The sequence below is a fragment of the Mangrovibacter sp. MFB070 genome (assembly GCF_000705335.1).
Lineage (GTDB): Bacteria > Pseudomonadota > Gammaproteobacteria > Enterobacterales > Enterobacteriaceae > Mangrovibacter > Mangrovibacter plantisponsor.
In genome coordinates, this window is sequence record NZ_JJMI01000039.1 from 257,218 (window position 1) to 281,626 (window position 24,409).

Genomic DNA, 24,409 nt, shown 5'->3' on the forward strand with positions numbered 1-24,409 from the left:
TACCATGAGTCTGAATATTTTCTGGTTCCTGCCAACTCACGGTGATGGCCATTACCTTGCCAGTGACGAATCTGCGCGCGTTGTTGACCACGCATACCTGCAACAAATTGCTCAGGCTGCTGATCACCTTGGCTTTGGTGGAGTATTGATCCCGACAGGCCGCTCATGCGAAGACTCCTGGCTGGTAGCATCGTCACTCATTCCGGTCACACGCAGGCTACGTTTCCTTGTTGCCCTGCGCCCCGGCGTGGTTTCGCCCACCCTTGCCGCGCGGCAGGCGGCCACCCTGGACAGGCTGTCCAATGGGCGTGCGTTATTTAACCTTGTTACCGGGGGGAATCCTGACGAACTGGCAGCAGAAGGCGTATTCCTTAACCATGCTGAACGCTATGAAGCCTCAGCGGAATTCACGCGGGTATGGCGGCGCTTATTGTCTGGTGAACAGGTAGATTTTGAAGGGAAGCATATCAAAGTTAAGGGGGCAAAACTGCTCTACCCGCCGGTACAGCAACCTTATCCGCCACTCTATTTTGGTGGTTCGTCTGATGCGGCACAGGATCTTGCCGCAGAACAGGTTGATCTCTACCTCACCTGGGGTGAACCACCAGAGCTGGTCAAAGAGAAGCTGGCACAGGTGCGTGAAAAAGCAGCTGCACTTGGCCGGACAGTACGTTTTGGTATTCGCTTACACGTCATTGTTCGTGAAACAAACGAAGAAGCCTGGCAGGCAGCCGATCGCCTTATTTCACGGCTTGATGATGAAACCCTTGCCAAAGCGCAGGAATCGCTCAACCGCTTTGACTCTGTTGGGCAAAGACGCATGGCGCAGTTACACAATGGGAAACGCGAAAACCTTGAGATAAGCCCAAATCTTTGGGCTGGTATTGGGCTGGTTCGCAGTGGTGCTGGAACGGCGCTGGTCGGTGACCCGCAAACAGTCGCATTACGTATAAAGGAATATGCCAGCCTGGGGATAGATACCTTTGTGCTTTCTGGTTATCCGCACCTTGAAGAAGCCTGGCGCGTTGGCGAGTTATTATTCCCACTACTGGATGTTGCCGTTCCTGAAACACCGGCGCAACGAAGGCTGTCTGCCCAGGGAGAAATTATCGGCAATGAATTTGTGCCACACAAAACAGCACAGGCCCAGAGGGATAACCGATGAAAAAAGTTACCCGGGCGATACAGCCCTGGTTAGTTCCCTTTGCGCTTGTTGCTCTGTGGCAAGTCGCAGCACAAACCGGCTGGATATCCTCACGGATATTTCCTTCACCAGAAGCTGTAATCCTCGCATTCTGGCGGCTTACTGCTGATGGGGAGTTATTTCACAACCTGAGTATCAGCACATGGCGCGCGCTGTTCGGTTTCACGATTGGTGGCTCTGTAGGGTTATTACTCGGGATAATCACAGGGTTGTCGCCACTTGGCGAACGGCTGTTTGATACATCCATTCAGATGCTACGGAATATTCCTCACCTGGCACTTATTCCACTGGTAATACTGTGGTTTGGCATTGATGAAACAGCCAAAATTTTCCTGGTGGCGTTGGGCAGTCTGTTTCCGGTTTACCTGAATACATACCACGGAATTCGCAATATTGACCGCGGGTTACTGGAGATGGCGCGCAGCTATGGGCTAAATGGATTTAGCCTGTTCTGGCAAGTGATACTGCCAGGCGCGCTTCCCGCCATTATGGTGGGAATACGCTTCTCATTGGGGCTGATGTGGCTGACATTGATTGTGGCAGAAACCATTTCTGCCAGTGCTGGCATCGGGTATCTGGCCATGAACGCACGTGAATTTTTGCAAACGGACGTGGTTGTCGTCGCCATTATTCTCTATGCACTGCTGGGAAAACTGGCAGACAGCATTGCACTATTTCTTGAGCATATCTGGCTGCGCTGGCACCCGGCATTCCAGCCTCAAACAGGAGAAACCGCATGACTGACCTAAACTCTTCGCGGCCCGCGCGTTTGAATACCGGGCTTCCCCTGGTGCTGGATGGTGTCAGCAAGCAGTACGGAACACGAACTATTCTGGACACCATTGATTTGCACATTCCTGCCGGGCAGTTTGTCGCTATTGTGGGCCGTAGCGGTTGCGGTAAAAGTACCCTGCTTCGCCTGCTCGCCGGGCTGGAAGCGGTATCCAGCGGCGAATTGCGTGCAGGAGGCATGCCACTGCGCCAGGCACAACAGGATATCCGGATGATGTTTCAGGAAGCTCGCCTGTTACCCTGGAAGAGTGTTCTCAATAATGTTGGGATCGGGCTTAAAGGCGACTGGCATGATACAGCGGGTAAAGCATTGAAAGCGGTGGGGCTGGAATCAAGAGGTACAGAATGGCCTTCTGCTCTCTCGGGTGGGCAAAAACAGCGTGTTGCACTGGCGCGAGCCCTCATCCACCAGCCTGGCCTGCTGTTACTGGATGAACCCCTGGGCGCACTGGATGCGTTAACCCGCATTGAAATGCAGGCGCTTATCACGTCGCTATGGCAAAAACAGGGGTTCACTGTGTTGCTGGTTACACATGATGTGTCAGAAGCCGTCACGATGGCTGACCGGGTATTACTTGTTGAAGAAGGCCGCATTGGGCTTGATTTAATGATTGATTTACCTCACCCGAGGCGACGGGGTTCGGCTAAACTGGCCGACCTTGAGGCCAGTGTGCTGGACCGTATTCTCATCCCCTCCAGCAACGATACATTTCCACGCACCTTATCAATGCCCTGATTACCGGCAGTTATTCAGCGGGCCAACCCTCTGATTGCCTGTTGCTAAAAACATGCATCACACATGCCGTGCCCAAAATAAACAATTGAGCACGGCATACCTCACAATAAAGTAAAGCAAGAAACGGGTTCTTCTCTGCCATCATATTTCAAAGTTAAGTTCACTGCCCGGCTCTGGAGCAAAAACGCTGGCCTTTACAGCTTCAGGCGCCAGTTCCTGATTGCACAACTGTATAAATTTCCAAATATAATCTCGCTGTAATTGCCCGCGTTTCAGGCCCAGCCATACAGTATTAGCTTCAAATAAATGTTCTGCATTCAGTTTAATCAGGCCATGATCCCGCTTCGGGTTGCAGGACATATCCGCCACAATCCCCACACCCAATCCCAATTCCACATAGGTTTTGATAACGTCAGAGTCTTGTGCGCTAATCACTATTTGTGGTGCCAGCCCGGCAGCCATAAATGCATTATCAATACGCGAGCGCCCTGTTATTCCCTGGCGGTAAGTTATCATTGGATGAGCATTTAGTGCACCCAGTGTGATAACGGATTCCTGAGCCAATACATGATTCTCCGGTACTAAAATAGCATGATGCCAACGGTAATATGGGAATGCTGCCAGTGAGGGCGCATTCATCAGCCGTTCTGTTGCAATACCAATATCTGCTTCACCAGACTCCAGCATCGCAACGATTTCTTCCGGAGTTCCCTGATTAAGGGCCAACTGTACGCCAGGGTAAAGTGCACGAAATTCTTTAATTACCGAAGGCAGGCTGTAACGCGCCTGAGTGTGAGTGGTCGCGATAACCAACTGCCCACTATCGTGACTGCTGAATATATTTGCCAGTTTGCGAATATGCCCGGCATCATTAAGAATTCGCCCGGCAATCGCCAGAAGCTCTTTACCCGGGTCAGTCATGTGCAATAAGCGCTTGCCACGCCGGACAAATAACGCAATACCCAGTTCTTCTTCCAGTTCACGAATATGGCGGCTGACACCCGACTGCGAGGTATAGAGCCGGTTAGCAACCTCTGTCAGGTTGTAATTGCAGCGGGCCGCTTCACGAATAATACGTAGTTGTTGAAAATTCACTGGTTACCCTGCCGTAATTGCCTCGATTAAATCTATTGAGACAAATTAATGCAGGCCCAGCAAATACATAAACGCTTTATTTTATGCCGGAAATATATAAGCATGCGCTCGCGCGGAGCACATGGTTTTTCTTTCCTGTATTCTTGCTCTGCTTGCCAGTAAAGCATACTACTTCATGATTCCCTGCCAGCCAGACAATATAATGCTGGTGATATCGCCCCAATATCATTCAGCGCACAATACTTACCATTGCCACATCGCAGAAAGCACGTCATGATGTCCCTGCGTATTTCCCATACAAAACGCGAGGTTTTTATGGACAGAGTTCTCAGTGACGAATCAATTCTGCAGTTATTACATGACGATGCACCATGGGGTGACCTGACAACTTCATTATTGATTCCAGCAACAGCGTCTGCTCGTGTTGAATTCCGGGCTCGCTTCCCCATGACATTGTGCGCAACAGAAGAATCTGCACGCATGTTCGAGTTAAAAGGCGCCTCACTGGATTTTTTGCAACCATCGGGTTCACAACTGGCTCCTGGAGACCCAATCCTCAGTGCATCCGGCAGTGCTCAAACGCTGCTTACGGTGTGGAAATCTGCTCAGGTTATCGTGGAATGGGCCAGCGGGATAGCCAGCGCCGCCAGAGCAATGGTGGATGGTGCTCAGGGTATTCCGGTTGCCTGTACGCGTAAACAAGTGCCCGGCACGAAAGCCCTTTCCATAAAAGCGGTACACGCTGGCGGTGCCGTAATGCACCGGCTTGGCGTATCAGAAAGTATTCTGGTGTTTGCCGAACACCGGCAGTTTTTTCACACCTGTTCCGGGAAGACGCTTTTTCAGCTTAAGCAGCGTGCACCTGAGCACCGTGCAATTGTAGAAGTGCATGACATTGAAGATGCCATACACTGGGCGCAGTCGGGTGCCGAAATATTACAACTGGATAAATTCAGCCCGACAGATATTCGCCTGTGTAAAACACATATTGAGAAGGCCGGGCTGGCAACCCGTTTAGGGATTGCGGGTGGTGTTAATCCGGGCAACATCCACGAATTCGTCGCAGCAGGTGCCGATTTCATCGTTACGTCATGGCCCTACTATGCCAGCCCCAAAGATGTGCAGGTTAATTTTATCGCCCAATAACCGGATAAATTAACTTGTTGTTTTTATGTATAAATTCAGAGCATGTACAAAGCGTTACATACCGATACCTTTGACTCACGGAAAACCAGTATTCGGGTACTTATAGTAAGTATCACCCCACTTTCGGGGAGAATGAAGTTACTGAGGGTTCTGAGATGAATAAAGTTCTGGCACTGGTTGTTGCTGCCGCTATGGGTATTTCTTCCGCCGCTTTTGCTGCTGAAACGACAGCGGCACCCGCAACCCCTGCTGCCACAACTGCGGCAGCGCCTGTTGCAACGGCATCCCACACAAAAGTGATGCATAAAAAACATAAAAAAGCCGAAACTGTGCAAAAAGCGCAGGCCGCCAAAAAACACCACAAAAAAGTGGTGAAGAAACACGAAGCCACTGCACCAGTGGCACAGAAAGCTCAGGCGGCTCAAAAGCACCACAAGAAAGTTGTGAAAAAGCACGAAGCCACTAAACCAGCGGTAAAACCTGCTGCCTGATTCTGCATTTCCTGCCATTTTTATCTACTCACACCCGGTTTACACCGGGTGTTTTTGGAGGTACTGGATGTTGAGCCGCTACAGGTTTGAAATCATCCTCACCTGCCTGGTTATCTGCGCAGTCATTACGGCCTGCCTTTATATTTTTTAACTGCCTAGCGCTATTGATTTTTAATCGTTAAATATCAATTAATTACATTACCTGTAATTTGTACATACCGTTACATACCGATACCAATCACATACTGAAGCGCCGTTATTTCCCTCGTATAGTTGCTTTCAACGGCCCCGCAGTGGGGTTTAACACTGAAATAATTCGAGGATTTCGCAATGAATAAAGTTCTGGCGCTGGTTGTTGCCGCTGCTATGGGTCTCTCTTCTGCTGCTTTCGCTGCTGAAACTACTGCTGCGCCTGCAGCTGCCGCAGCCACTCCTGCTGTTGCTACTGCTCCGGCAGCAACTGCTCACCACAAAAAAGTAACCCATAAAAAACATAAAAAAGCTGCTACTGAACAAAAAGCTCAGGCTGCCAAAAAACACCACAAAAAAGTAGTTAAAAAACACGAAGACGCTAAACCGGCTGCCCAGAAAGCCCAGGCTGCTAAAAAACACCATAAAAAAGTAGTTAAAAAACATGAAGCCGCTAAACCGGCTGCTCAGCCTGCTGCATAATTGATACTGCAGCACTTTAAGGCAAACACCCGGTTATCCGGGTGTTTTTTTGTCTTTTTTACGGCAAAGACATACAGAAAAACAAACCACACACCATCACATTCCTTAATCTTATTTATCTGGTCATTTAACAGGGTAGTTTGCTGATTTTATTCCTTCTTCTTTATAGCCTGTTATAGTTATCTGACTGGAACTGAATCATCCACCGTGACGCCTTTAGAGAGTGTTATGCGCAAAGCTCCTGTTATTCTGCTGGGAATACTGTTTCTGCTACCTGCATGGGTTCATGCAGATGATGAGGATCTCAGCCCTAAGGAAATCAAGACATTATTTTTTGGTAAAGATGACCGGGTTGCTGTCAGTAACCCACAGGACGCCCCCTGGGCCGCAATTGGGCAATTAGAAACAGCCAGTGGAAACTTATGTACCGCCACACTGATTGCCGACAATGTTGCTTTGACTGCCGGCCACTGTTTGCTGATGCCCCCTCATGGCAAGCGTGATAAAGCAGTTGCACTGCGTTTTATCTCTTCCAAAGGTGCCTGGCGCTATGAGATTCATGACATTGAAGGCCGTGTCGACAGCGCGCTGGGCCATAAGCTCAAGCCTGATGGCGATGGCTGGATAGTGCCACCTTCTGCTGCTGCAGATGACATCGGTATTGTTATTCTGCGCAATCCCCCCTCCGGGATTACGCCACTGCCATTATTTGACGGTGACCGCCAGGCACTGATTGATGCGCTCAAACAAACAGGCCGCAAAGTTACACAATCAGGTTATCCACTTGACCACCTCGACCGGCTCTATACCGACAGTGATTGTTTAATCACCGGCTGGGCGCAACGTTCAGTTTTATCCCATCAATGCGATACCTTACCAGGCGACAGTGGTTCTCCCATACTTCTTAAAAGAGATAATCAGTGGGATATCATTGGGGTACAAAGTTCTGCTCCGGCACCAAAAGATCGCTATCGGGCAGATAACCGCGCCATTGCAGTTACCGGGTTTCGGGAAACAATTGAGAAACTGACAGCCGGGTTACATTAATCCGCTTTTATGCCAGGTAGCCAAGCGTTGCAACATTACGCCCGGCGCACTAATACGCGCGCCGGGGGCAACATTATTTGAATGGCGGTTGGTGTTGCAACACCGCGTCAATCACATCCAGTGCACCACTTTGGTTGTTTGATGCAGTCTGGTATGCAGCAGTATCTTTGACGGCTTGCGCGGCGTTAGCCATAGCAAATGAAAAACCTGCGTAGTGCAGCATTTCCACATCATTGGCGCTGTCACCCACAGCCACCAGGTTTTCTGGTGACACTTCCCAGCGCTTCAATAACCGGCGCAATCCACTGGCTTTATGGGAGCCGGGAATTATCAGGTCAACAAAACCGTAACCGCTGGTAACCGGGTGGATTACACCATCCAGTGCATGGTTCAGTTGGCTTACCAGCTCCGGAATATGTTTATCATCAAGGTTGAGTGAATATTTGAAGATGGTGTCATCAATCTGGTAGACGTCGGCCACAGGCTGCAGGCGGTGATAATGTTTTTTCATCAGCGCGATAAACGCCTCACTGGCTCCCTGCTGGTACCAGGCACTATTGAGCCCACACGTCACATAATTGATCCCATCAAACCCTGCGAGTACGTCGGCAATTTTGCGAGTATCATCTTTACTCAGTTCCCCGTGATGAACTTGTTCACCCTGGTCATAAATAAGAGCACCATTCTCAGCTACAAAGGCGATTTTATCTTTGATTTCCGGGAAAAAAGAAATGAGTTGGTAATACTGGTTACCACTGGCGACGACGAAGCGAATCCCCTGCTCACCCATAGCCAGGTACTGGCGCATAAATCTTTCTTTGTCATATGTTTTTTGATCAGTAAGAAAGGTGCCATCCATATCTACTGCAATAACCTTTACGTTCATACCACCTCAATATCCGTACCCAACAACTTAAAATAGTTAACGGCTTCGTTTTGCATGCCGTTCCCACGTGTCTTCTTTGGCTGCCTGCGATTTACGCAAAGCAACATAACAAGCGCCACTGCCCCCCTGGTTGTCTGCCGCACGGCAAAAAGCCTGCACACACTCAAACTCAGTGAGCCAGCGCGCCAGAAAACTACGAATAACGTTAGCATGAGAGCGGTCTTCTCGACCTTTCCCATGAATAATTAATAAGTTACGCAGCCCGGCACGCTCAGCCTGAACAATGAACTCAAACACTTGCTGGCGGCATTGTGCCACCGACAGGCGCAACAGATTAAGGCTTGCCTGTTGTTGATATTTCCCGTTACGAAGCTTTTCAACCACACCTTGCTGAACCCCTTCTCGTTGATAATGCAGCGGTTCGCTCAGCGGGATAACATCAAGAAAGCCGGTTGTAAGGAAGTTTTCATCTTCCTGGTAGTATACACGTTTATCAAAACCTGGCTTTTTGGCAGGTTGCTGCTGTGCATGCTGGTTTGATTTGAGTGGTTTGACATCAGACATGGCGTCAAGAAAAAAGGCTTTGTCGTCAGGGTTCATTACCAGTTCTCCACCATCAGACCCGTTCCAGCTTAATACTATACCTTAAATCACAGGGCTTGCGGCAAAGCAGGCAGTTCTTCGGGCAACTTGCAGGCAACCCCCTGCTATCTTCTGAGTACAATAGTGGCATCCAATAACCTGTTCACCGCTACAACTTAGTTTTATGCCATAAGAAATAGTTGCGCCTGTTATTTATTACCGTTCATTTATGACATCAGCTTCCTTTTATTCTACTGAATAGTTAAGTGAGGCTTAAATAATGGTGATATTCATACAAACAAAAGGAATAACTCGGTTTTATTTACATCCAAAGTAATTAACCACACTAACAAAGCGGGTTTTAAAGAGCATTCAGCAAATTTCGTGAAATCAGTCACTGCATACAACAGGAAAAATTTAGGTTTGTGCTATAAAATTAATTCTGTGCAGATAAAGGAGCACTGTTAAATACAAAACGGACAATAGCTTGCTGTGTGAAATTGAGGGCCTGATTGATGTCGTCAGGCTCTTTTTTTTATGAAAAATTCATAACACAATAAATTTATGTGATTGAATAATAAGCATAAAATAAGAGATAATTCGGGCGCGAAAAATTGACCAAATGATAGAAAATCGATTATTGATGATGCCTTTCCACCGGTATATCGTTCGAAAAAAGTTATTATCAGGTGAAGTTAATGAGAATGATTTACAGAGAAAATATATCTTATCTGCACTTGTGATTTTCAATACTTTGGTTTAAATGCCTGGTTCACTCATCGCACTATGTGTTTTTTTCAGCTATTAGGGACAACATTGTCTCACATATCGTCTAAAAATTTTCCTAAAGTTAAGTTTCATTCAAACCGAGATGCAGCTCATTTTTTAACCATACCAAATTATGAATCAGACAGCCGCGGGTAATTTAAGTTAAGTGTGTTATGAGTCAAGGGCATTATTTCCCATGCTACCATGCTGAACCTGACGCTGCGCACCACTAAACACTCAGGCTTACAGCCATTGCAAAGCAGCACGGTTAGCCGCCCGTTTTGATGGTATACAGGTGGCATTTTGTGCGTTTTTACACAAGCTATATCAAGAAGTTCCGGAACTCTTTTATGTATATCAAGAAGATGCTGAGTCCGTTTTGCCAGGGCTGTTTCATTCTTAATGACCAGGTGTTTCGTCACACTGTACCTTCCCGCCAAAAAGATGTTAAAATTGACCAAAATCAATTATGGCCTGAGCAAACCTATGATCCCAGAAAAGCGAATTATACGACGCATACAATCGGGCGGATGTGCAATCCACTGCCAGGATTGTAGTATCAGCCAGTTGTGTATCCCGTTCACATTAAACGAACATGAGCTTGATCAACTGGATAATATCATTGAGCGTAAGAAGCCTATCCAGAAAGGCCAGACACTGTTCAAAGCGGGTGATGAGCTGAAATCGCTCTATGCTATTCGTTCCGGGACAATTAAAAGCTACACCATAACTGAACAAGGTGATGAACAGATTACTGGCTTCCATTTAGCGGGTGACCTTGTTGGTTTTGATGCGATTGGCGCAGGGCATCACCCGAGCTTTGCTCAGGCTCTGGAGACGTCGATGGTTTGCGAAATTCCATTTGAAACGCTGGACGACCTGTCCGGCAAGATGCCTAATCTTCGTCAACAAATGATGCGTCTGATGAGTGGCGAAATCAAAGGCGACCAGGACATGATCCTGCTTCTTTCCAAAAAGAATGCCGAAGAGCGTCTTGCTGCATTCATCTATAACTTGTCGCGCCGTTTCGCTCAACGCGGTTTCTCCCCACGTGAATTTCGTCTGACGATGACCCGTGGTGATATCGGTAACTATTTAGGCCTGACCGTTGAAACCATTAGCCGCTTATTAGGCCGCTTTCAGAAAAGCGGAATGCTGGCCGTGAAAGGCAAATATATTACTATCGAAAACAGTGACGATTTAGCTGTGCTGGCTGGTCAGTCTAAAAGCGTTGCATAATCCTTCCAAAACTGTCGGATTGTTAAATTTTACTGATTTATTGATCCGGCAGACTTTTTCCCCTGTTTCATTCCCTGCTTATAGGTTACTCTTGATTTAAGCTGTAATTACAGTTTGTTGTAAGGAGACCCTTGTATGGCAAAGTTTCATAACATGCTGGTAGCTATCGACCCAAATCAGGATGATCAACCTGCATTACGGCGTGCCGTGTACCTGCACCAAAGGATTGGCGGTACCATTAAAGCATTCTTACCGATTTATGACTTTTCTTATGAGATGACAACGTTGTTGTCCCCGGATGAACGGACAGCAATGCGTAAAGGGGTGATTGCGCAACGGAGCGCATGGATTCGGGAACAGGCACAATATTATCTTGAAGCTGGCATTCCTATTGATATTAAAGTGGTGTGGCATAACCGCCCTTATGAAGCCATTATCCAGGAAGTGCTGGCCTGTGGCCACGATTTAGTTCTGAAGATGGCGCACCAGCACGACAAACTGGAGTCTGTAATTTTTACCCCAACAGACTGGCACTTGTTACGTAAATGCCCTTGCCCTCTGTGGATGGTAAAAGATCAGGAATGGCCCATCAACGGTAAAGCACTGGTTGCAGTAAACCTGTCCAGTGAAGAGCCTTATCACAGTGCGCTCAATGAGAAACTGGTACGTGAAACCATAAGCCTGGCTGAACAGGTTGACCATACCGAAGTCCATCTGGTCAGTGCCTATCCTTCCACACCGATTAATATCGCTATCGAATTACCCGACTTTGACCCCAGCATTTATAACGATGCAATCCGTGGGCAGCACTTGCTGGCAATGAAAGCTTTGCGCCAACAATATGGTATTCCGGAAAACCTGACCCATGTTGAGAAAGGCCTGCCGGAAGAAGTTATCCCGGATTTAGCCACTCACCTTGAAGCAGGGATTGTGGTGTTAGGCACTGTAGGGCGTACCGGGCTTTCAGCAGCATTCTTGGGTAATACAGCGGAACAGGTTATTGACCATCTGCGCTGCGATTTGCTGGCATTAAAGCCCGATGACTACCAGTCACCTGTGTTGCCAGAAGACAGTGTTGATGCCTCATAAACAACAAGGTTTGATTTCACTAAAAACCCGGCTTACCAGTGCCGGGTTTTTTATTACCTGCCGAATCGTCAAAACAAAAAACCCCGGTTGCCTGTGGTGGCTCCCGGGGTTGTGGTTAGCAACTATTCAGTTACAGTGATTTAAGAATGGCATCCACGCTGGCTTTGGCGTCGCCAAACAGCATTTGCGTATTCTCTTTAAAGAACAGAGGGTTCTGCACCCCGGCATAACCGGTATTCATAGAGCGTTTGAATACCACCACGTTTTGCGCTTTCCACACTTCAAGTACTGGCATACCCGCGATAGGGCTTTTCGGGTCATCCTGCGCAGCCGGGTTTACCGTGTCGTTAGCGCCAATAACCAGTACAGTATCGGTGTCGGCGAAATCATCATTGATTTCATCCATTTCCAGCACGATGTCATAAGGTACTTTGGCTTCAGCCAGCAGAACGTTCATATGCCCAGGTAAACGCCCGGCAACCGGGTGAATACCGAAACGTACTTTTACACCACGGGCACGCAATTTTTCGGTGATTTCCGCAACCGGGTATTGTGCCTGAGCAACGGCCATACCATAGCCCGGAGTGATAATTACCGAGGTAGAATTTTTCAGCATTTCAGCTGTTTCTTCCGCGCTAATTTCACGATGTTCACCGGTAACTTCTTCACCACCTGATGCACCATCAGTACCAAAGCCACCAGCAATAACACTGATGAACGAACGGTTCATTGCCTTACACATAATGTACGACAGAATCGCCCCCGACGAACCAACCAGCGCACCAGTAACAATCAGCAAATCGTTACTTAACATAAAGCCTGCAGCTGCAGCAGCCCAACCCGAATAGGAGTTCAGCATTGAAACCACAACCGGCATATCGGCCCCACCAATGGAGGCAACCAGATGCCAGCCAAAGGCCAGTGCAATCACTGTCATTATCAACAATGCAAAGACCTGAGTCCCTACGCTGCCGGTGCGCACAAAAATAATCAGTAACAGGAATGATACAACCAGAGCGGCCAGGTTCAGTTTATGCCGGTGAGGCAGCATCAATGGTTTTGATGAGATTTTACCGCGCAGTTTACCAAACGCGACGACAGACCCGGTAAAAGTCACCGCACCAATAAAGATCCCAAGGAAAACTTCCGTTAAGTGGATGTTTTCCATCACGGCTTCCATACCAGGAGCATGGTCAAGATAGCTGTTGAAACCAACCAGCACCGCCGCAAGGCCAACAAAGCTGTGCAGAATTGCCACCAGTTCAGGCATTTCTGTCATTTCAACTTTACGGGCGAGATGGATACCAACCCCACCACCAATCACCATGGCTACCAGTATCCATACGACATTACTGGTATCCGGCCCAAAAATGGTTGCTACCAGTGCAATAGCCATCCCTGCGACGCCAAACACGTTGCCCTGTTTTGATGTCTCATGGCGGGAAAGCCCGGCAAGACTAAAAATAAACAGGATCGCGGCAACAATGTATGCAGCAGTAACTAATCCTCCAGACATTTGTTACCCCTTAATTTTTACGAAACATTTTCAGCATGCGCTGAGTAACGGTGAAACCACCGAAGATGTTAATACTGGCAATTAATACCGCGATAAAGCTGAGGAAACTGACCCAGCCGCCATGGCCTATCTGCAACAGGGCCCCTACAACAATAATCCCGGAAATAGCATTGGTGACTGACATCAGCGGGGTGTGCAAAGCATGGCTCACATTCCAGACCACGTAGTACCCCACAACACACGCCAGCGCGAATACCGTAAAGTGACCAAGGAATTCTTTCGGTGCCACGGTAGATAACCAGCCGAACAGGATTATCACCAGAGCGAGGAACGCATATTTCCGCCATGGCGATGCGGCTTTTTCTGGTGCTGCGGGTGCTGCGGCTTTCGGCTGTGCTGCCTGTGCCTGTGGTTGTGCTGAAACCTGAATAGGCGGTGCAGGCCAGGTAACTTCACCTTCGCGTACGACAGTAACCCCACGCACCACAACATCTTCAAAATCAATGGTGACGATGCCGTCTTTTTCTTTACACAGCAGTTTCATCAGGTTGACGAGGTTAGTACCGTACAACTGAGATGATTGAGTTGGCAGACGGCCCGGTAAATCGGTATAGCCGATGATTTTGACACCATTCGGCGTAACAAAAACTTCGCCCGGCACGGTGTATTCGCAGTTACCGCCATTTTGTGCTGCAAGGTCAACCACCACGCTACCGGGTTGCATGCTGTCAACCATTTCACGGGTAATCAGTTTCGGTGCAGGCTTGCCCGGAATCAGCGCGGTAGTAACAATGATGTCGACTTCCTGAGCCTGAGCCGAAAACAAAGCCATCTCCGCCTTAATAAAGGCTTCCGACATAACTTTTGCGTAGCCATCACCGCTGCCCGCTTCTTCTTCAAAATCCAGCTCAAGGAACTCAGCGCCCATACTTTGCACTTGTTCTTTCACTTCCGGCCGGGTATCAAAGGCGCGTACGATTGCCCCAAGGCTGTTGGCGGCGCCAATCGCGGCTAAACCAGCCACCCCGGCACCGATGACCATCACTTTTGCTGGCGGCACTTTCCCGGCGGCGGTAATTTGCCCGGTGAAAAAGCGGCCAAACTCATGTGCAGCTTCAACAATCGCACGGTAACCGGCGATATTAGCCATTGAGCTCAATGCATCCAGCGCCTGTGCACGAGAAATACGTGGCACGGCATCCATCGCCATTACATTGATATTGCGCGCGCTTAGCATGGCCATTAAGTCAGGATTCTGGGCAGGCCAGATAAAGCTCACCAATGTTGCGCCATCGCGCATTTGCGTAATTTCGCCCTGCTCTGGCGCATTTACTTTAAAAACCACATCAGCCTGCCAGGCTTGAGCGGTATCCACAATTTCCGCACCAGCCTGGACATAAGCAGCGTCATCAAAGCTGGCGAGTTTTCCGGCGTCATGTTCAATGACAACATCGAACCCCAGTTTACGCAGCTGTTCCACCGTTTTCGGCGTTGCGGCAACCCGGGTTTCACCGTTGAGGCGTTCGAGAGGTACACCAATACGCATAGTTTTCCCTTCCATCGATTCTCGTGATGGTTTTAATGAAAATGAGAAAAAAGACGCACAACAGGCACATTTACCCACTGGCGACTTTTTAATCTGCAAGAAAATCCTGTTGTAACAATGTTTCTATAACCTACTGAAAATAACGCCTGTGATCTATATCTCAGGTCTTACATTTCTCATCGGAACAGTGAAAGTGTAGTCAGGTGCACATCCAGGTAATATTTTTTACTTATATTTTATAAAAAAGTGAGATATTCAGCCACAAAAGCCAGTTAAAACGCGATCCGATTTTTGACGTGCTGGCAACAATTAACATTACTTTAACTTATAAAAGTGGTAAGTATTAACGAATATACTGATAAAGCGGCTGTTTTTACCAGATATCGCAAAATAATATTGCTTCATGGCAGAGGAAACGCATTTACCGGCAAAATTGGCGAAGACAGTAAGGCTTTTCAATGTAATAATCGGCCTGTACACAACAGTATTATAAGGCTGTAATCAGTACTTTTTATGCGCAAGGCGAAGGATTAACTATGAATTTTAAGTACACCCTGCTGGCGTCCACTCTCTTTTCTGTGGTGGCAGTATCGGCTCATGCCGCAACTGAACTGACACCAGAAAAAGCAGCTGCATTAAAACCCTATGACCGTATCGTAATTACTGGTCGTTATAACTCTATTGGCGATGCAGTTGCCGCCGTGTCCAAAAAAGCGGACAGCATGGGTGCAGCATCATTTTATATTGTTGACTCACATGATTATGGTAACAGTGGTAACTCTCGCGTTACCGCTGATATCTACCATGCCGATGCCCAGGAAGCAGAAAAACCAAAGAATCGCATCATTGAAGGTGTGATGGAATTGCCGAAAGACCAGGCTATTGCACTTGAGCCTTTCGACACGGTTACTGTTCAGGGGTTCTACCGTTCGCAGCCGGACGTAAACGCCGCCATTGCGAAAGCAGCCAAAGAGAAAGGCGCCGCATCTTTTTATATTGTTCGCCAAATGGACACCAACCAGGGCGGCAACCAGATGATCACGGCTTTTATCTATAAAGCGGATGCCAAGAAACGTGTTCTGCAGAGCCCGAATGCTATTCCGGCTGATTCTGAGACAGGCCGCAAACTGCTGGCTGAAGGCGGTGAAGCCGCGAAGAAGGTTGAAATTCCGGGTGTGGCCTCTTCCGGTATGCTGAGCAGTGATGTTGGTCGGTTCTTCGAGACTCAGTCTTCAAAAGGCGGCCGTTACACTGTCACTCTGCCTGACGGTACAAAAATTGAAGAGTTGAATAAAATCACCGCTGCCCAGATGGTTCCGTTCGACAGCATCAAATTTACGGGCCACTACGCCAGCATGACTGATGTTTCTTACAATGTTGCCAAACGCGCTGCAAAAGCAGGTGCTAAATACTACCACATTACCCGCCAGTGGCAGGAACGTGGCGGCAATATGACTATCAGCGCTGATTTGTACAAATAACACCCGTTTCATCCGCTGTGTTATGTCACCTGAAAGTAGCCAGTTTTCTGGCTACTTGAGTCTGATGACAAACCTCATGTCCGCATATGAACGAGAGGATGTCACCCAATAAACAACCAGGAAAATCAATTTATTGATTTTCGGCTGCTAACTAAAACGAAGGAAAAACCACGCTTTTTCCTTCGTTTTCATCAATTTGAAGTAGCCAGTTTTCTGGCTACTTTTTTTGTTTTACAGCACTGATTATGCCAGTCTGGCCCCCTTTCTGTACTGCACATCACAAGTCTGCTTGTTTTTTTGCCATTCAGCGTTTTTTCTGGTTTAAGTCATTGCATGCAGTTTTCACAGCCCGTAAAATCCCGCGCCTTAGTAAAATTCACCATTTTTATGCGCCTTAACGAAATAATTATTCTGGTTGGCGCATCTACTGACAGGTTGTTAATGGAAAAAAAACTTGGCCTTGCGGCCCTGACAGCGCTGGTCTTAAGCTCTATGCTCGGCGCTGGCGTGTTTAGCCTGCCGCAAAATATGGCAGCCGTTGCCAGCCCTGCGGCATTACTGATTGGCTGGGCAATAACCGGCGCAGGGATCCTGCTTCTGGCTGGCGCAATGTTGCTACTGACACGCCTTCGCCCGGACCTGGATGGTGGTATATTTACCTACGCACGGGAAGGTTTTGGCGAGCTGATTGGCTTTTGCTCCGCCTGGGGATACTGGCTGTGTGCCGTTATTGCCAATGTTTCCTACCTGGTTATTGTTTTCTCCGCACTGAGTTTTTTCACCGACAGTCCAGGCCATACCATTTTTGGCGATGGTAACACCTGGCAGGCAATTGTTGGTGCATCCTGCCTGTTATGGATTGTTCATGCTCTTGTCCTGCGCGGGGTACAGACTGCGGCAGGAATTAACCTGGTCGCCACGCTGGCTAAATTATTACCGCTGGGTTTATTTATTGTCCTCGCAGCCCTTGCGTTTGAGTTTTCGCGCTTTGATCTCGACTTTACCGGTTTTGCACTCGGTGTTCCGGTATGGGAGCAAGTCAAAGGCACCATGCTCATCACCCTGTGGGTATTTATTGGTGTGGAAGGTGCGGTGGTTGTCTCTGCCCGGGCCCGCCATAAAAAAGATGTTGGCCGTGCCACCATACTGGCGGTCATTGCGGCATTAGTGGTTTATTTATTCGTCACATTGCTCTCTTTAGGTGTTGTCAGCCGCCCGGAACTGGCAGCCATGCGAAATCCGTCTATGGCAGGCATTATGGTCGAAATGATGGGGTCGTGGGGTGAAGTGATTATTGCCGCGGGCCTGATTGTTTCTGTATGCGGCGCTTACCTGAGCTGGACTATTATGGCTGCAGAAGTCCCCCTGCTGGCTGCCACCCATAAAGCATTTCCGCGCATTTTTACTCACCAAAACAAAAACAATGCTCCTGCTGCTTCATTGTGGTTAACCAATATCAGTGTTCAGGCTTGCCTGGTGCTTATCTGGCTGACTGGTGCTGATTACAACGCATTGTTAAACATTGCCTCCGAAATGATTCTGGTACCTTATTTGTTGGTTGGTGCCTTTCTGGTCAAAATGGCGCGGTCCCCCATACACCGAATTATTGGCTATGGTGCCTGCGTGTATGGCATTTGGTTACTGTATGCTTCCGGGCTGATGCATTTATTGCTGTCCGTGGTATTGTACGCTCCCGGTATAATCGTATTTCTTTATGCCCGCCGGACGCATCAGGATAATGCCCAACTTCGGTGGCTGGAAAAAGCAGGTATCAGCCTGATTCTGTTAGCTGCCTTCCCTGCGACATGGATGCTGGTAAGCTAACTGCATAACATAACGAAAAGGTGACGCAATGAGCCAGGTTCAACCCATAGTGATAACAGGCGGCGCACGCCGTATTGGCCTGGCTCTTACGCAACATTTCGTTTCACTCGGGCAACCGGTTATCATCAGTTACCGTACCCGCTACCCGGTGATCAGTGAGCTGGAACAGGCTGGTGTTTGCTGTATAGCCGCTGATTTTTCCACCGATGAAGGTGTGCTGGATTTTGCCCGCCAAATTAAGGAACAAAGCCCTGCTGGTTTACGTGCCATTATTCATAATGCCAGCCAGTGGATTGCGGAAGGCGGAGCAACCAGTGATGCAGATGTCATGGCAGCCATGCTGCAAATTCATGTACGCACACCCTACCTGTTAAACCAGCAACTGGCTGGTATCACAGGAACAGACGAACCTGCCAGTGGCGATATTGTACATTTCACCGATTATGTTGTTGAACGTGGCAGTGATAAACATATTGCTTACGCGGCAAGTAAAGCGGCGCTCGATAACTTAACGCGTTCATTCGCAATAAAATTAGCGCCACGCATTAAAGTGAATGCCATTGCCCCTTCTCTCATCATGTTCAACCCCCAGGACGACGACCAGTATCGCCAAAAAGCGCTGGACAAATCATTAATGAAAATCGCCCCCGGGGAACAGGAAATTATTCATCTGGTAGATTACTTGCTGAGCAGCAAGTATGCTACCGGACGCACCTTCGCGGTTGATGGTGGGCGGCATTTACGCTAACTGTTTTCGCACGTTCAGCAGGACAATTAACACCACCTATTATGACTAAAATCGTTTTTGTTGAAGATGACCCGGAAGTTGGGTCATTAATTGCCGCCTGGTTAGGCAAGCACGACATAGATGTCATTATTGAAACCCGGGGAGACCAGGCGGAAGCGGTTATTGCCAGGGAAAACCCTGACCTGGTTCTTCTGGATATAATGCTTCCGGGCAAAGACGGTATGTCATTGTGCCGCGACCTGCGCCCAAAATGGGAAGGCCCGATAGTTTTACTTACCTCGCTTGATAGTGATATGAACCATATTTTGTCACTTGAAATGGGGGCCAGCGATTATATCCTTAAAACAACCCCACCGGCTGTGTTACTGGCTCGTTTACGCCTGCATTTACGCCAGAATGCAGGTGCCCGGCAAAATGTGTCGCAAGTGGCTTCAGCGTCTGTCCCCCGTCCTCAGCAGGCCATCCATTTTGGTACATTCTGCATTGATCCTCTGAATCGCCAGGTCACTCTTGGTAAAGAGACTATTTTGCTCTCAACAGCGGATTTTGAACTGCTATGGGAACTTGCCAGCCACGCCGGGCAAATCATGGACAGGGATATGTTACTGAAAAATCTGCGCGGTGTGAGTTACGATGGTTTGGATCGCAGTGTCGATGTGGCTATTTCCCGGTTACGAAAAAAACTACACGACAGTGCAACAGAACCTTATCGCATTAAAACTATCCGCAACAAAGGCTACCTGTTTGCTCCCCACGCGTGGGAAACCTCCCGGTAAGGCCAGTTTTCAGCAAAAAAAAGAGGGCCGGCGACATCAACACGGCCCTGAGAAGTATCACTACGCTATGGTTATCAACATAAGGTGAATCACTATCAACACCTTCGGTGTGAAGAGTGGCTGATAGTGCTGCACCCCTGCGTACTGAGGTTATCGGCAGGCAGTGAAGTTTCCTTAACGAAAATTTCTCTTTTTTTTTATGGTCCAACCAGATACTTATTCTGGCATTATTCTCCCCTTCGGCAATCTGACGTGGCATTCTCCTTAGCACCATCCTGCAGGTATTTCGTCGCCGGAAACACGATTCAGAGTATACTTTGCATCGCCATCTCTGAGCCGTCGACGGCAGTAAATGCGGCTTATTCCATGTGCGTACCTTACGGTGGACTATGAAGAAACTTTTTATTCAGTTCTATTTACTGTTGTTTGTCTGCTTTCTGCTGATGGCAATGCTGGTTGGTCTGGTTTATAAATTCACTGCAGAACGTGCCGGGCGGCAGTCCCTTGACGACCTGATGAAAAGCTCGCTTTACCTGATGCGCAGTGAATTGCGCGAGATCCCCCCGCGAGACTGGAATAAGACGCTAAATGATCTGGATTTCAATCTATCCTTCAAGTTACATATTGAACCGTTGAACAATTTCCATCTGGACGCTGCGACCCAGCAGCGCCTGAAAGAAGGCGATATTGTGGCGCTGGACCAGGAATATACTTTTTTACAGCGTATTCCCCGCAGCCACTACGCACTGGTTGTAGGCCCGGTTCCTTATCTGTTCTTCCTCCACCAAATGCGCCTGCTGGATGTCGCGCTGATGGCGTTTATCGCTATATCGCTGGCTGTTCCTGTGTTTATCTGGATGCGCCCTCACTGGAAAGATATGTTGAAACTGGAATCAGCCGCCCAACGTTTTGGTGACGGTCACCTTGATGAGCGCATTCACTTTGACAGTGGCTCCAGCTTTGAAAGGCTGGGAGTTGCATTTAACCAAATGACCGACAACGTCAACACACTGATTTCCAGCAAAAAACAATTAATTGATGGTATCGCCCATGAATTACGCACCCCGCTGGTACGCTTGCGTTACCGGTTGGAAATGAGTGACAGGCTGTCAGAGGAAGAGTCGCAGGCATTAAACCGGGATGTCAGCCAGTTGGAAGGATTGATTGAAGAATTACTGACCTATGCCCGGCTGGACCGTCCACAAACGGTACTGAACCTGACAGAAATAGACTTACCCCTCTGGCTTGAAGAACGCATTGATGATGTGCGTTTTATTCACCCCGAGCGCGAACTGGCTTTGGATATTCCCCAACAGGCGCTCACATGCAAGGTTGACCTGCGTCTTATGGAACGTGTGCTGGACAACCTGGTAAATAATGCCCTGCGTTACAGTGAAAAACAGCTCCATGTCACGTTAGTCGTCTCCGGTGACCAGGCAACATTATCTGTGGATGACGACGGGCCCGGTATACCTGAAGCGGAACGTACCCGGGTATTCGAACCCTTTGTTCGCCTCGACCCAAGCAGAGACAGAGCCACTGGTGGCTGTGGGCTGGGGCTGGCCATTGTGCACTCTATTGCAACCGCTATGAATGGTGAAGCCAGCGTGCAAAAGAGCCCGCTGGGTGGTGCCCGCCTGAGTTTTAGCTGGCCGCTGCAACGCTCCTGACACTTACTCTCAGGCCCTGCCAGGCCTGTTAAACCAGGCTCCCTGGCTAATGCCGGGCGTTTGTGCCAAACTATGAGTATGTTGTAACTAAAATGATACTCTGGTTAACCATCATGCAGGTACTGATATGGCACAACAGGATTGCACTCAGGCACTCAAAAAAACATTCAGTCATATTGAACACCAGACAGCACAGCTTACCAGAGTGCTGGCTGAATGCCGCTTACTTGCCGCTCGTACATTTGCTCTGCCGGAACGCCTGAAAGGTACAGAGCAGGATGACATCGATGAAATCGCGGTGACAGCCCTTGTCGGCCAGGCGGCACGCACCCGCGCGTTGCAGCATTTCCGCCATTTCTTTATCCAACAGCAGTCTGCAAAGCAGAGCAGCAAAGCCGCGGTGCGCCTGCCGGGGGCGTTGTGTGTTGCCGTTGACAGCAGCCAACACACTGAACTCAGCTCACTAATTGGCGATATTAACCAGCATAAACAGGCGCTAAAAACCCTCATCACACAAACCGTTAACTTACCGCCAACGGCCCGTTTTGAGTGGGTACACCAACACCTGCCAGGACTGATTACCCTGAATACATGGCGCCAGATTACACAGCCTGAAAATCCCTCCTCAATTAATTTTGGTTGGGCAAATAAGCAGATTATTAAAAACCTCACCCGTGATGAAGTGCTGGTAATACTGGAAAAAAGCCTGAAGGCAAAACGCGCAGTTCCCCCCTGGACACAGGAACAATGGCATGCCCATGTGTCACGCGAGTATCAGGATGTAGCTTCATTACCCGAGCGGGTAAGGCTCAAGATCCGCCGCCCGGTGAAAGTACAACCCATTGCCCGGGTATGGTATGCAGGGCAGCGCAGGCAACAACAGCTCGCCTGCTCTTCACCTCTATTAGTTCTTTGCCAGGAACATACTGCTGTGCCAGACATTGGCGAACTGTTGAATTATGAAGCCGCCAGTATTACCTGGCGGCATAAACCCTCTGCACAACAAGGCACGCTACTGATCCCACGCCTGCATTTGTGGCTGATGGACGACTAACGTTCACATTATCTGTGCCTGTCAGCCCGGAGCCTGGCCGGTCATTGCTTCCGGACGCACCCACTCGTCAAATTCAGCTTCCGTGAGATAGCCGCTTGCCAGTGCCGCTTCTTTCAGTGTGGTGCCTTCATGGTGGGCTTTTTTGGCGATCATCGATGCTTTGTCATACCCAATGTGGGTATTTAACGCCGTCACCAGCATCAACGATGCATTGAGTTGCTGAGTAATGCGTGCCTGATTAGGCTCAATACCATTGGCGCAATGCTCAGTGAAGCTTGTCATGCCATCGGCCAGCAAACGAACAGACTGCAAAATATTGTGGATAATCATTGGCCGGTAGACATTCAGTTCAAAGTTACCTGAAGCGCCGCCCATTCCTACCGCAACATCATTCCCCATTACCTGGCAGCACAACATAGTCAGGGCTTCACACTGTGTCGGGTTAACTTTACCCGGCATAATCGAGCTGCCGGGTTCATTTTCCGGAATGGTAATTTCACCAATGCCGCAACGTGGGCCGGAAGCGAGCCAGCGGACATCATTCGCAATCTTCATCAGGGATGCCGCGAGGGCCTTAAGCGCGCCATGAACACGCACCAGCGGGTCACAGGTTGCCAGCGCCGCAAATTTATTGGCTGCACTTTCAAACGGCACACCGGTCAATTGTGCCAGCACAGCTGCAACGCCGGTGGCATAACCTGGCGGGCAATTCAGCCCGGTTCCCACAGCGGTTCCCCCTAAAGCCAAAGGATATAATTGCGGTAGTGTTGCTTCGATGTGCGCTTGTTGATCTCCCAGCATGCTGTACCAGCCGCTAATTTCCTGCCCCAGGGTCAGCGGTGTGGCGTCCTGCAAATGGGTACGACCGATTTTCACAACCGACATATAAGCGGCAGATTTTTCTTCAAGGCACTCTGTGAGACGGGCCAGTGCAGGCAATAAATCACGCTGTATCGCCAGTGCCGCCGCCACATGCATCGCCCCGGGGAATACATCGTTGGAGCTTTGGCTTTTATTCACATCATCATTCGGGTGAATTAACCTGTTATTACCCCGTTCGCCACCCAATAACTCGCTGGCCCGGTTAGCCAGCACTTCATTCATGTTCATATTGGTTTGTGTACCCGAACCGGTCTGCCAGATGGCTAACGGGAACTCATTCTGGTGCTTCCCCGTAAGTACCTCATCTGCTGCGGCAATAATGGCGTGGCCTTTTACCTTATCCAGAATACCCAAATCCATGTTGACGGTGGCCGCTGCCCGTTTGGTTAATGCCAGCGCGTGAATCAATATGCCGGGCATTTTTTCTGATGATATCCGAAAGTGCATCAGTGAACGTTGGGTCTGCGCGCCCCATAAGCGTTGCGCATCTACGGCGATGTCGCCCATTGAGTCATGTTCCATCCTGCTTTCAGCCATATTTCCTCCCGCATGAAAAAAGTCTTCTCTGCAAAGATAGTCAATTCATCCCCGGCTGGGGTTATAAACAGCAAGATGAGCACAGATTGGGAAATGGAATTGTGACAACGTCACTTACAACGCGGGGATCAGAACAGAGCGACAGACTGCATAACGCAGTCTGTCACCAGGAGTTACTTGGTTATTGCACAGTTATCGCATCGCCCAGAAATCTGCTGGAAGAAGTCGTTACCTTTGTCGTCCACCAGGATAAACGCCGGGAAATCTTCCACTTCGATTTTCCAGATAGCTTCCATACCCAGTTCCGGGTAAGCCACGCACTCCAGGCTCTTGATACTCTGTTGCGCCAGCACCGCAGCCGGGCCACCAATGCTGCCCAGGTAGAAGCCACCGTGTTTCTTACAGGCATCCGTTACCTGCTGGCTGCGGTTACCTTTCGCCAGCATAATCATGCTGCCACCGTGGGACTGCAGTAAATCCACATAGGAGTCCATACGCCCGGCAGTGGTTGGGCCCAGCGAGCCGGAGGCATACCCTTCCGGTGTCTTGGCCGGCCCGGCGTAATAAATCGGGTGGTCCTTGATGTACTGCGGCAGTTCTTCACCGCTGTCCAGCAGCTCTTTCAGTT

22 protein-coding genes are annotated in these 24,409 nt (G+C 49.0%); 15 read left to right on the top strand and 7 right to left on the bottom strand.

All coding sequences use genetic code 11. From position 1 onward, the window contains the following. Positions 1 to 4 precede the first annotated feature (4 nt). The 3 genes from ssuD to ssuB are packed head-to-tail and all read left to right on the top strand — an operon-like array spanning position 5 to position 2,732. Entirely contained in the window at positions 5 to 1,165 is a 1,161-nt protein-coding gene (gene ssuD / locus DT73_RS19370) for an FMNH2-dependent alkanesulfonate monooxygenase (RefSeq protein WP_036113521.1), read from the top strand. Further along, positions 1,162 to 1,944, top strand: a complete 783-nt coding sequence (gene ssuC, locus DT73_RS19375; RefSeq protein WP_036113529.1) for an aliphatic sulfonate ABC transporter permease SsuC — start codon at positions 1,162 to 1,164, stop codon at positions 1,942 to 1,944. The genes ssuD and ssuC overlap by 4 nt, the downstream gene beginning before the upstream one ends. Further along, complete coding sequence (gene ssuB, locus DT73_RS19380; protein ID WP_036113533.1) at positions 1,941 to 2,732, top strand: aliphatic sulfonates ABC transporter ATP-binding protein; 792 nt, start codon at positions 1,941 to 1,943, stop codon at positions 2,730 to 2,732. Before ssuC ends, ssuB begins: the two co-directional genes overlap by 4 nt. Before the next feature lie 141 nt (positions 2,733 to 2,873). Here the strand turns inward: ssuB and cbl are convergent, their stop codons facing one another. Beyond that, positions 2,874 to 3,827, bottom strand: coding sequence for an HTH-type transcriptional regulator Cbl (cbl, locus tag DT73_RS19385; RefSeq protein ID WP_036113536.1), 954 nt, complete (start codon positions 3,825 to 3,827; stop codon positions 2,874 to 2,876). Between the two features lie 315 nt (positions 3,828 to 4,142). Between cbl and modD the strand changes: the two genes are divergently transcribed. The 4 genes from modD to DT73_RS19405 all read left to right on the top strand — a co-directional run bounded on the left by modD (position 4,143) and on the right by DT73_RS19405 (position 7,183). Further along, positions 4,143 to 4,973, top strand: a complete 831-nt coding sequence (gene modD / locus DT73_RS19390) for a ModD protein (protein WP_036113686.1) — start codon at positions 4,143 to 4,145, stop codon at positions 4,971 to 4,973. A 155-nt stretch (positions 4,974 to 5,128) separates the two neighbouring features. Then, positions 5,129 to 5,464, top strand: coding sequence for an acid resistance repetitive basic protein Asr (gene asr / locus DT73_RS19395; protein WP_036113541.1), 336 nt, complete (start codon positions 5,129 to 5,131; stop codon positions 5,462 to 5,464). A 330-nt stretch (positions 5,465 to 5,794) separates the two neighbouring features. Continuing rightward, positions 5,795 to 6,136, top strand: coding sequence for an acid resistance repetitive basic protein Asr (gene asr / locus DT73_RS25950; RefSeq protein WP_036113543.1), 342 nt, complete (start codon positions 5,795 to 5,797; stop codon positions 6,134 to 6,136). Positions 6,137 to 6,364: 228 nt separating this feature from the next. Further along, positions 6,365 to 7,183 carry a serine protease gene (locus DT73_RS19405; RefSeq protein ID WP_036113546.1) on the top strand — a complete coding sequence of 273 codons (819 nt, stop codon included), beginning with the start codon at positions 6,365 to 6,367 and terminating at the stop codon, positions 7,181 to 7,183. Between the two features lie 73 nt (positions 7,184 to 7,256). Here the strand turns inward: DT73_RS19405 and DT73_RS19410 are convergent, their stop codons facing one another. Continuing rightward, the gene (locus DT73_RS19410; RefSeq protein WP_036113548.1) at positions 7,257 to 8,069 is read right to left on the bottom strand and encodes a Cof-type HAD-IIB family hydrolase; all 813 of its coding nucleotides are present in this window, start codon (positions 8,067 to 8,069) and stop codon (positions 7,257 to 7,259) included. Between the two features lie 36 nt (positions 8,070 to 8,105). Continuing rightward, positions 8,106 to 8,669, bottom strand: a complete 564-nt coding sequence (gene smrA / locus DT73_RS19415; RefSeq protein WP_036113552.1) for a DNA endonuclease SmrA — start codon at positions 8,667 to 8,669, stop codon at positions 8,106 to 8,108. A gap of 1,236 nt (positions 8,670 to 9,905) precedes the next feature. On the opposite strand from smrA, the gene fnr reads away from it, so the two are divergent. Beyond that, a complete protein-coding gene (gene fnr, locus DT73_RS19420; protein ID WP_146211498.1) occupies positions 9,906 to 10,658 on the top strand; it encodes a fumarate/nitrate reduction transcriptional regulator Fnr in 753 nt (250 codons plus the stop codon). A 135-nt stretch (positions 10,659 to 10,793) separates the two neighbouring features. After that, on the top strand, positions 10,794 to 11,747 hold the full coding sequence (gene uspE / locus DT73_RS19425) for a universal stress protein UspE (protein ID WP_036113558.1): 954 nt from the start codon (positions 10,794 to 10,796) through the stop codon (positions 11,745 to 11,747). 130 nt (positions 11,748 to 11,877) lie between these two features. Here uspE and pntB read toward each other — a convergent pair whose 3' ends face one another. Next, complete coding sequence (gene pntB / locus DT73_RS19430; RefSeq protein ID WP_036113561.1) at positions 11,878 to 13,263, bottom strand: Re/Si-specific NAD(P)(+) transhydrogenase subunit beta; 1,386 nt, start codon at positions 13,261 to 13,263, stop codon at positions 11,878 to 11,880. Positions 13,264 to 13,273: 10 nt separating this feature from the next. Continuing rightward, complete coding sequence (gene pntA, locus DT73_RS19435) at positions 13,274 to 14,809, bottom strand: Re/Si-specific NAD(P)(+) transhydrogenase subunit alpha (RefSeq protein ID WP_036113579.1); 1,536 nt, start codon at positions 14,807 to 14,809, stop codon at positions 13,274 to 13,276. A gap of 536 nt (positions 14,810 to 15,345) precedes the next feature. On the opposite strand from pntA, the gene ydgH reads away from it, so the two are divergent. The 6 genes from ydgH (at position 15,346) to tus (ending at position 22,362) form a co-directional block, all read left to right on the top strand. Next, positions 15,346 to 16,290 carry a DUF1471 family protein YdgH gene (gene ydgH / locus DT73_RS19440; RefSeq protein WP_036113582.1) on the top strand — a complete coding sequence of 315 codons (945 nt, stop codon included), beginning with the start codon at positions 15,346 to 15,348 and terminating at the stop codon, positions 16,288 to 16,290. 441 nt (positions 16,291 to 16,731) lie between these two features. After that, positions 16,732 to 18,114, top strand: a complete 1,383-nt coding sequence (locus tag DT73_RS19445; RefSeq protein ID WP_036113688.1) for an amino acid permease — start codon at positions 16,732 to 16,734, stop codon at positions 18,112 to 18,114. A 28-nt stretch (positions 18,115 to 18,142) separates the two neighbouring features. After that, a complete protein-coding gene (gene folM / locus DT73_RS19450) occupies positions 18,143 to 18,862 on the top strand; it encodes a dihydromonapterin reductase (RefSeq protein ID WP_036113585.1) in 720 nt (239 codons plus the stop codon). A gap of 41 nt (positions 18,863 to 18,903) precedes the next feature. Then, positions 18,904 to 19,638, top strand: a complete 735-nt coding sequence (rstA, locus tag DT73_RS19455) for a two-component system response regulator RstA (protein ID WP_036113588.1) — start codon at positions 18,904 to 18,906, stop codon at positions 19,636 to 19,638. A gap of 389 nt (positions 19,639 to 20,027) precedes the next feature. Then, a complete protein-coding gene (gene rstB / locus DT73_RS19460; RefSeq protein ID WP_036113593.1) occupies positions 20,028 to 21,308 on the top strand; it encodes a two-component system sensor histidine kinase RstB in 1,281 nt (426 codons plus the stop codon). A 127-nt stretch (positions 21,309 to 21,435) separates the two neighbouring features. Next, positions 21,436 to 22,362 carry a DNA replication terminus site-binding protein gene (gene tus / locus DT73_RS19465; RefSeq protein WP_036113596.1) on the top strand — a complete coding sequence of 309 codons (927 nt, stop codon included), beginning with the start codon at positions 21,436 to 21,438 and terminating at the stop codon, positions 22,360 to 22,362. Positions 22,363 to 22,383: 21 nt separating this feature from the next. Here tus and fumC read toward each other — a convergent pair whose 3' ends face one another. Then, the gene (gene fumC / locus DT73_RS19470; protein ID WP_036113599.1) at positions 22,384 to 23,781 is read right to left on the bottom strand and encodes a class II fumarate hydratase; all 1,398 of its coding nucleotides are present in this window, start codon (positions 23,779 to 23,781) and stop codon (positions 22,384 to 22,386) included. A 173-nt stretch (positions 23,782 to 23,954) separates the two neighbouring features. Continuing rightward, a partial coding sequence (locus DT73_RS19475; RefSeq protein ID WP_036113600.1) for a FumA C-terminus/TtdB family hydratase beta subunit occupies positions 23,955 to 24,409 on the bottom strand: 455 nt, incomplete at its 5' end.

Excerpts from the sequence above, each read along its gene's own strand:
- ssuD (WP_036113521.1), top strand. The coding sequence starts at position 5 with ATGAGTCTGAATATTTTCTGGTTCCTGCCAACTCACGGTGATGGCCAT.
- ssuC (WP_036113529.1), top strand. The coding sequence starts at position 1,162 with ATGAAAAAAGTTACCCGGGCGATACAGCCCTGGTTAGTTCCCTTTGCG.
- ssuB (WP_036113533.1), top strand. The coding sequence starts at position 1,941 with ATGACTGACCTAAACTCTTCGCGGCCCGCGCGTTTGAATACCGGGCTT.
- modD (WP_036113686.1), top strand. The coding sequence starts at position 4,143 with ATGGACAGAGTTCTCAGTGACGAATCAATTCTGCAGTTATTACATGAC.
- asr (WP_036113541.1), top strand. The coding sequence starts at position 5,129 with ATGAATAAAGTTCTGGCACTGGTTGTTGCTGCCGCTATGGGTATTTCT.
- asr (WP_036113543.1), top strand. The coding sequence starts at position 5,795 with ATGAATAAAGTTCTGGCGCTGGTTGTTGCCGCTGCTATGGGTCTCTCT.
- DT73_RS19405 (WP_036113546.1), top strand. The coding sequence starts at position 6,365 with ATGCGCAAAGCTCCTGTTATTCTGCTGGGAATACTGTTTCTGCTACCT.
- DT73_RS19410 (WP_036113548.1), bottom strand. The coding sequence starts at position 8,069 with ATGAACGTAAAGGTTATTGCAGTAGATATGGATGGCACCTTTCTTACT.
- smrA (WP_036113552.1), bottom strand. The coding sequence starts at position 8,669 with ATGAACCCTGACGACAAAGCCTTTTTTCTTGACGCCATGTCTGATGTC.
- fnr (WP_146211498.1), top strand. The coding sequence starts at position 9,906 with ATGATCCCAGAAAAGCGAATTATACGACGCATACAATCGGGCGGATGT.
- uspE (WP_036113558.1), top strand. The coding sequence starts at position 10,794 with ATGGCAAAGTTTCATAACATGCTGGTAGCTATCGACCCAAATCAGGAT.
- pntB (WP_036113561.1), bottom strand. The coding sequence starts at position 13,263 with ATGTCTGGAGGATTAGTTACTGCTGCATACATTGTTGCCGCGATCCTG.
- pntA (WP_036113579.1), bottom strand. The coding sequence starts at position 14,809 with ATGCGTATTGGTGTACCTCTCGAACGCCTCAACGGTGAAACCCGGGTT.
- ydgH (WP_036113582.1), top strand. The coding sequence starts at position 15,346 with ATGAATTTTAAGTACACCCTGCTGGCGTCCACTCTCTTTTCTGTGGTG.
- DT73_RS19445 (WP_036113688.1), top strand. The coding sequence starts at position 16,732 with ATGGAAAAAAAACTTGGCCTTGCGGCCCTGACAGCGCTGGTCTTAAGC.
- folM (WP_036113585.1), top strand. The coding sequence starts at position 18,143 with ATGAGCCAGGTTCAACCCATAGTGATAACAGGCGGCGCACGCCGTATT.
- rstA (WP_036113588.1), top strand. The coding sequence starts at position 18,904 with ATGACTAAAATCGTTTTTGTTGAAGATGACCCGGAAGTTGGGTCATTA.
- rstB (WP_036113593.1), top strand. The coding sequence starts at position 20,028 with ATGAAGAAACTTTTTATTCAGTTCTATTTACTGTTGTTTGTCTGCTTT.
- tus (WP_036113596.1), top strand. The coding sequence starts at position 21,436 with ATGGCACAACAGGATTGCACTCAGGCACTCAAAAAAACATTCAGTCAT.
- fumC (WP_036113599.1), bottom strand. The coding sequence starts at position 23,781 with ATGGCTGAAAGCAGGATGGAACATGACTCAATGGGCGACATCGCCGTA.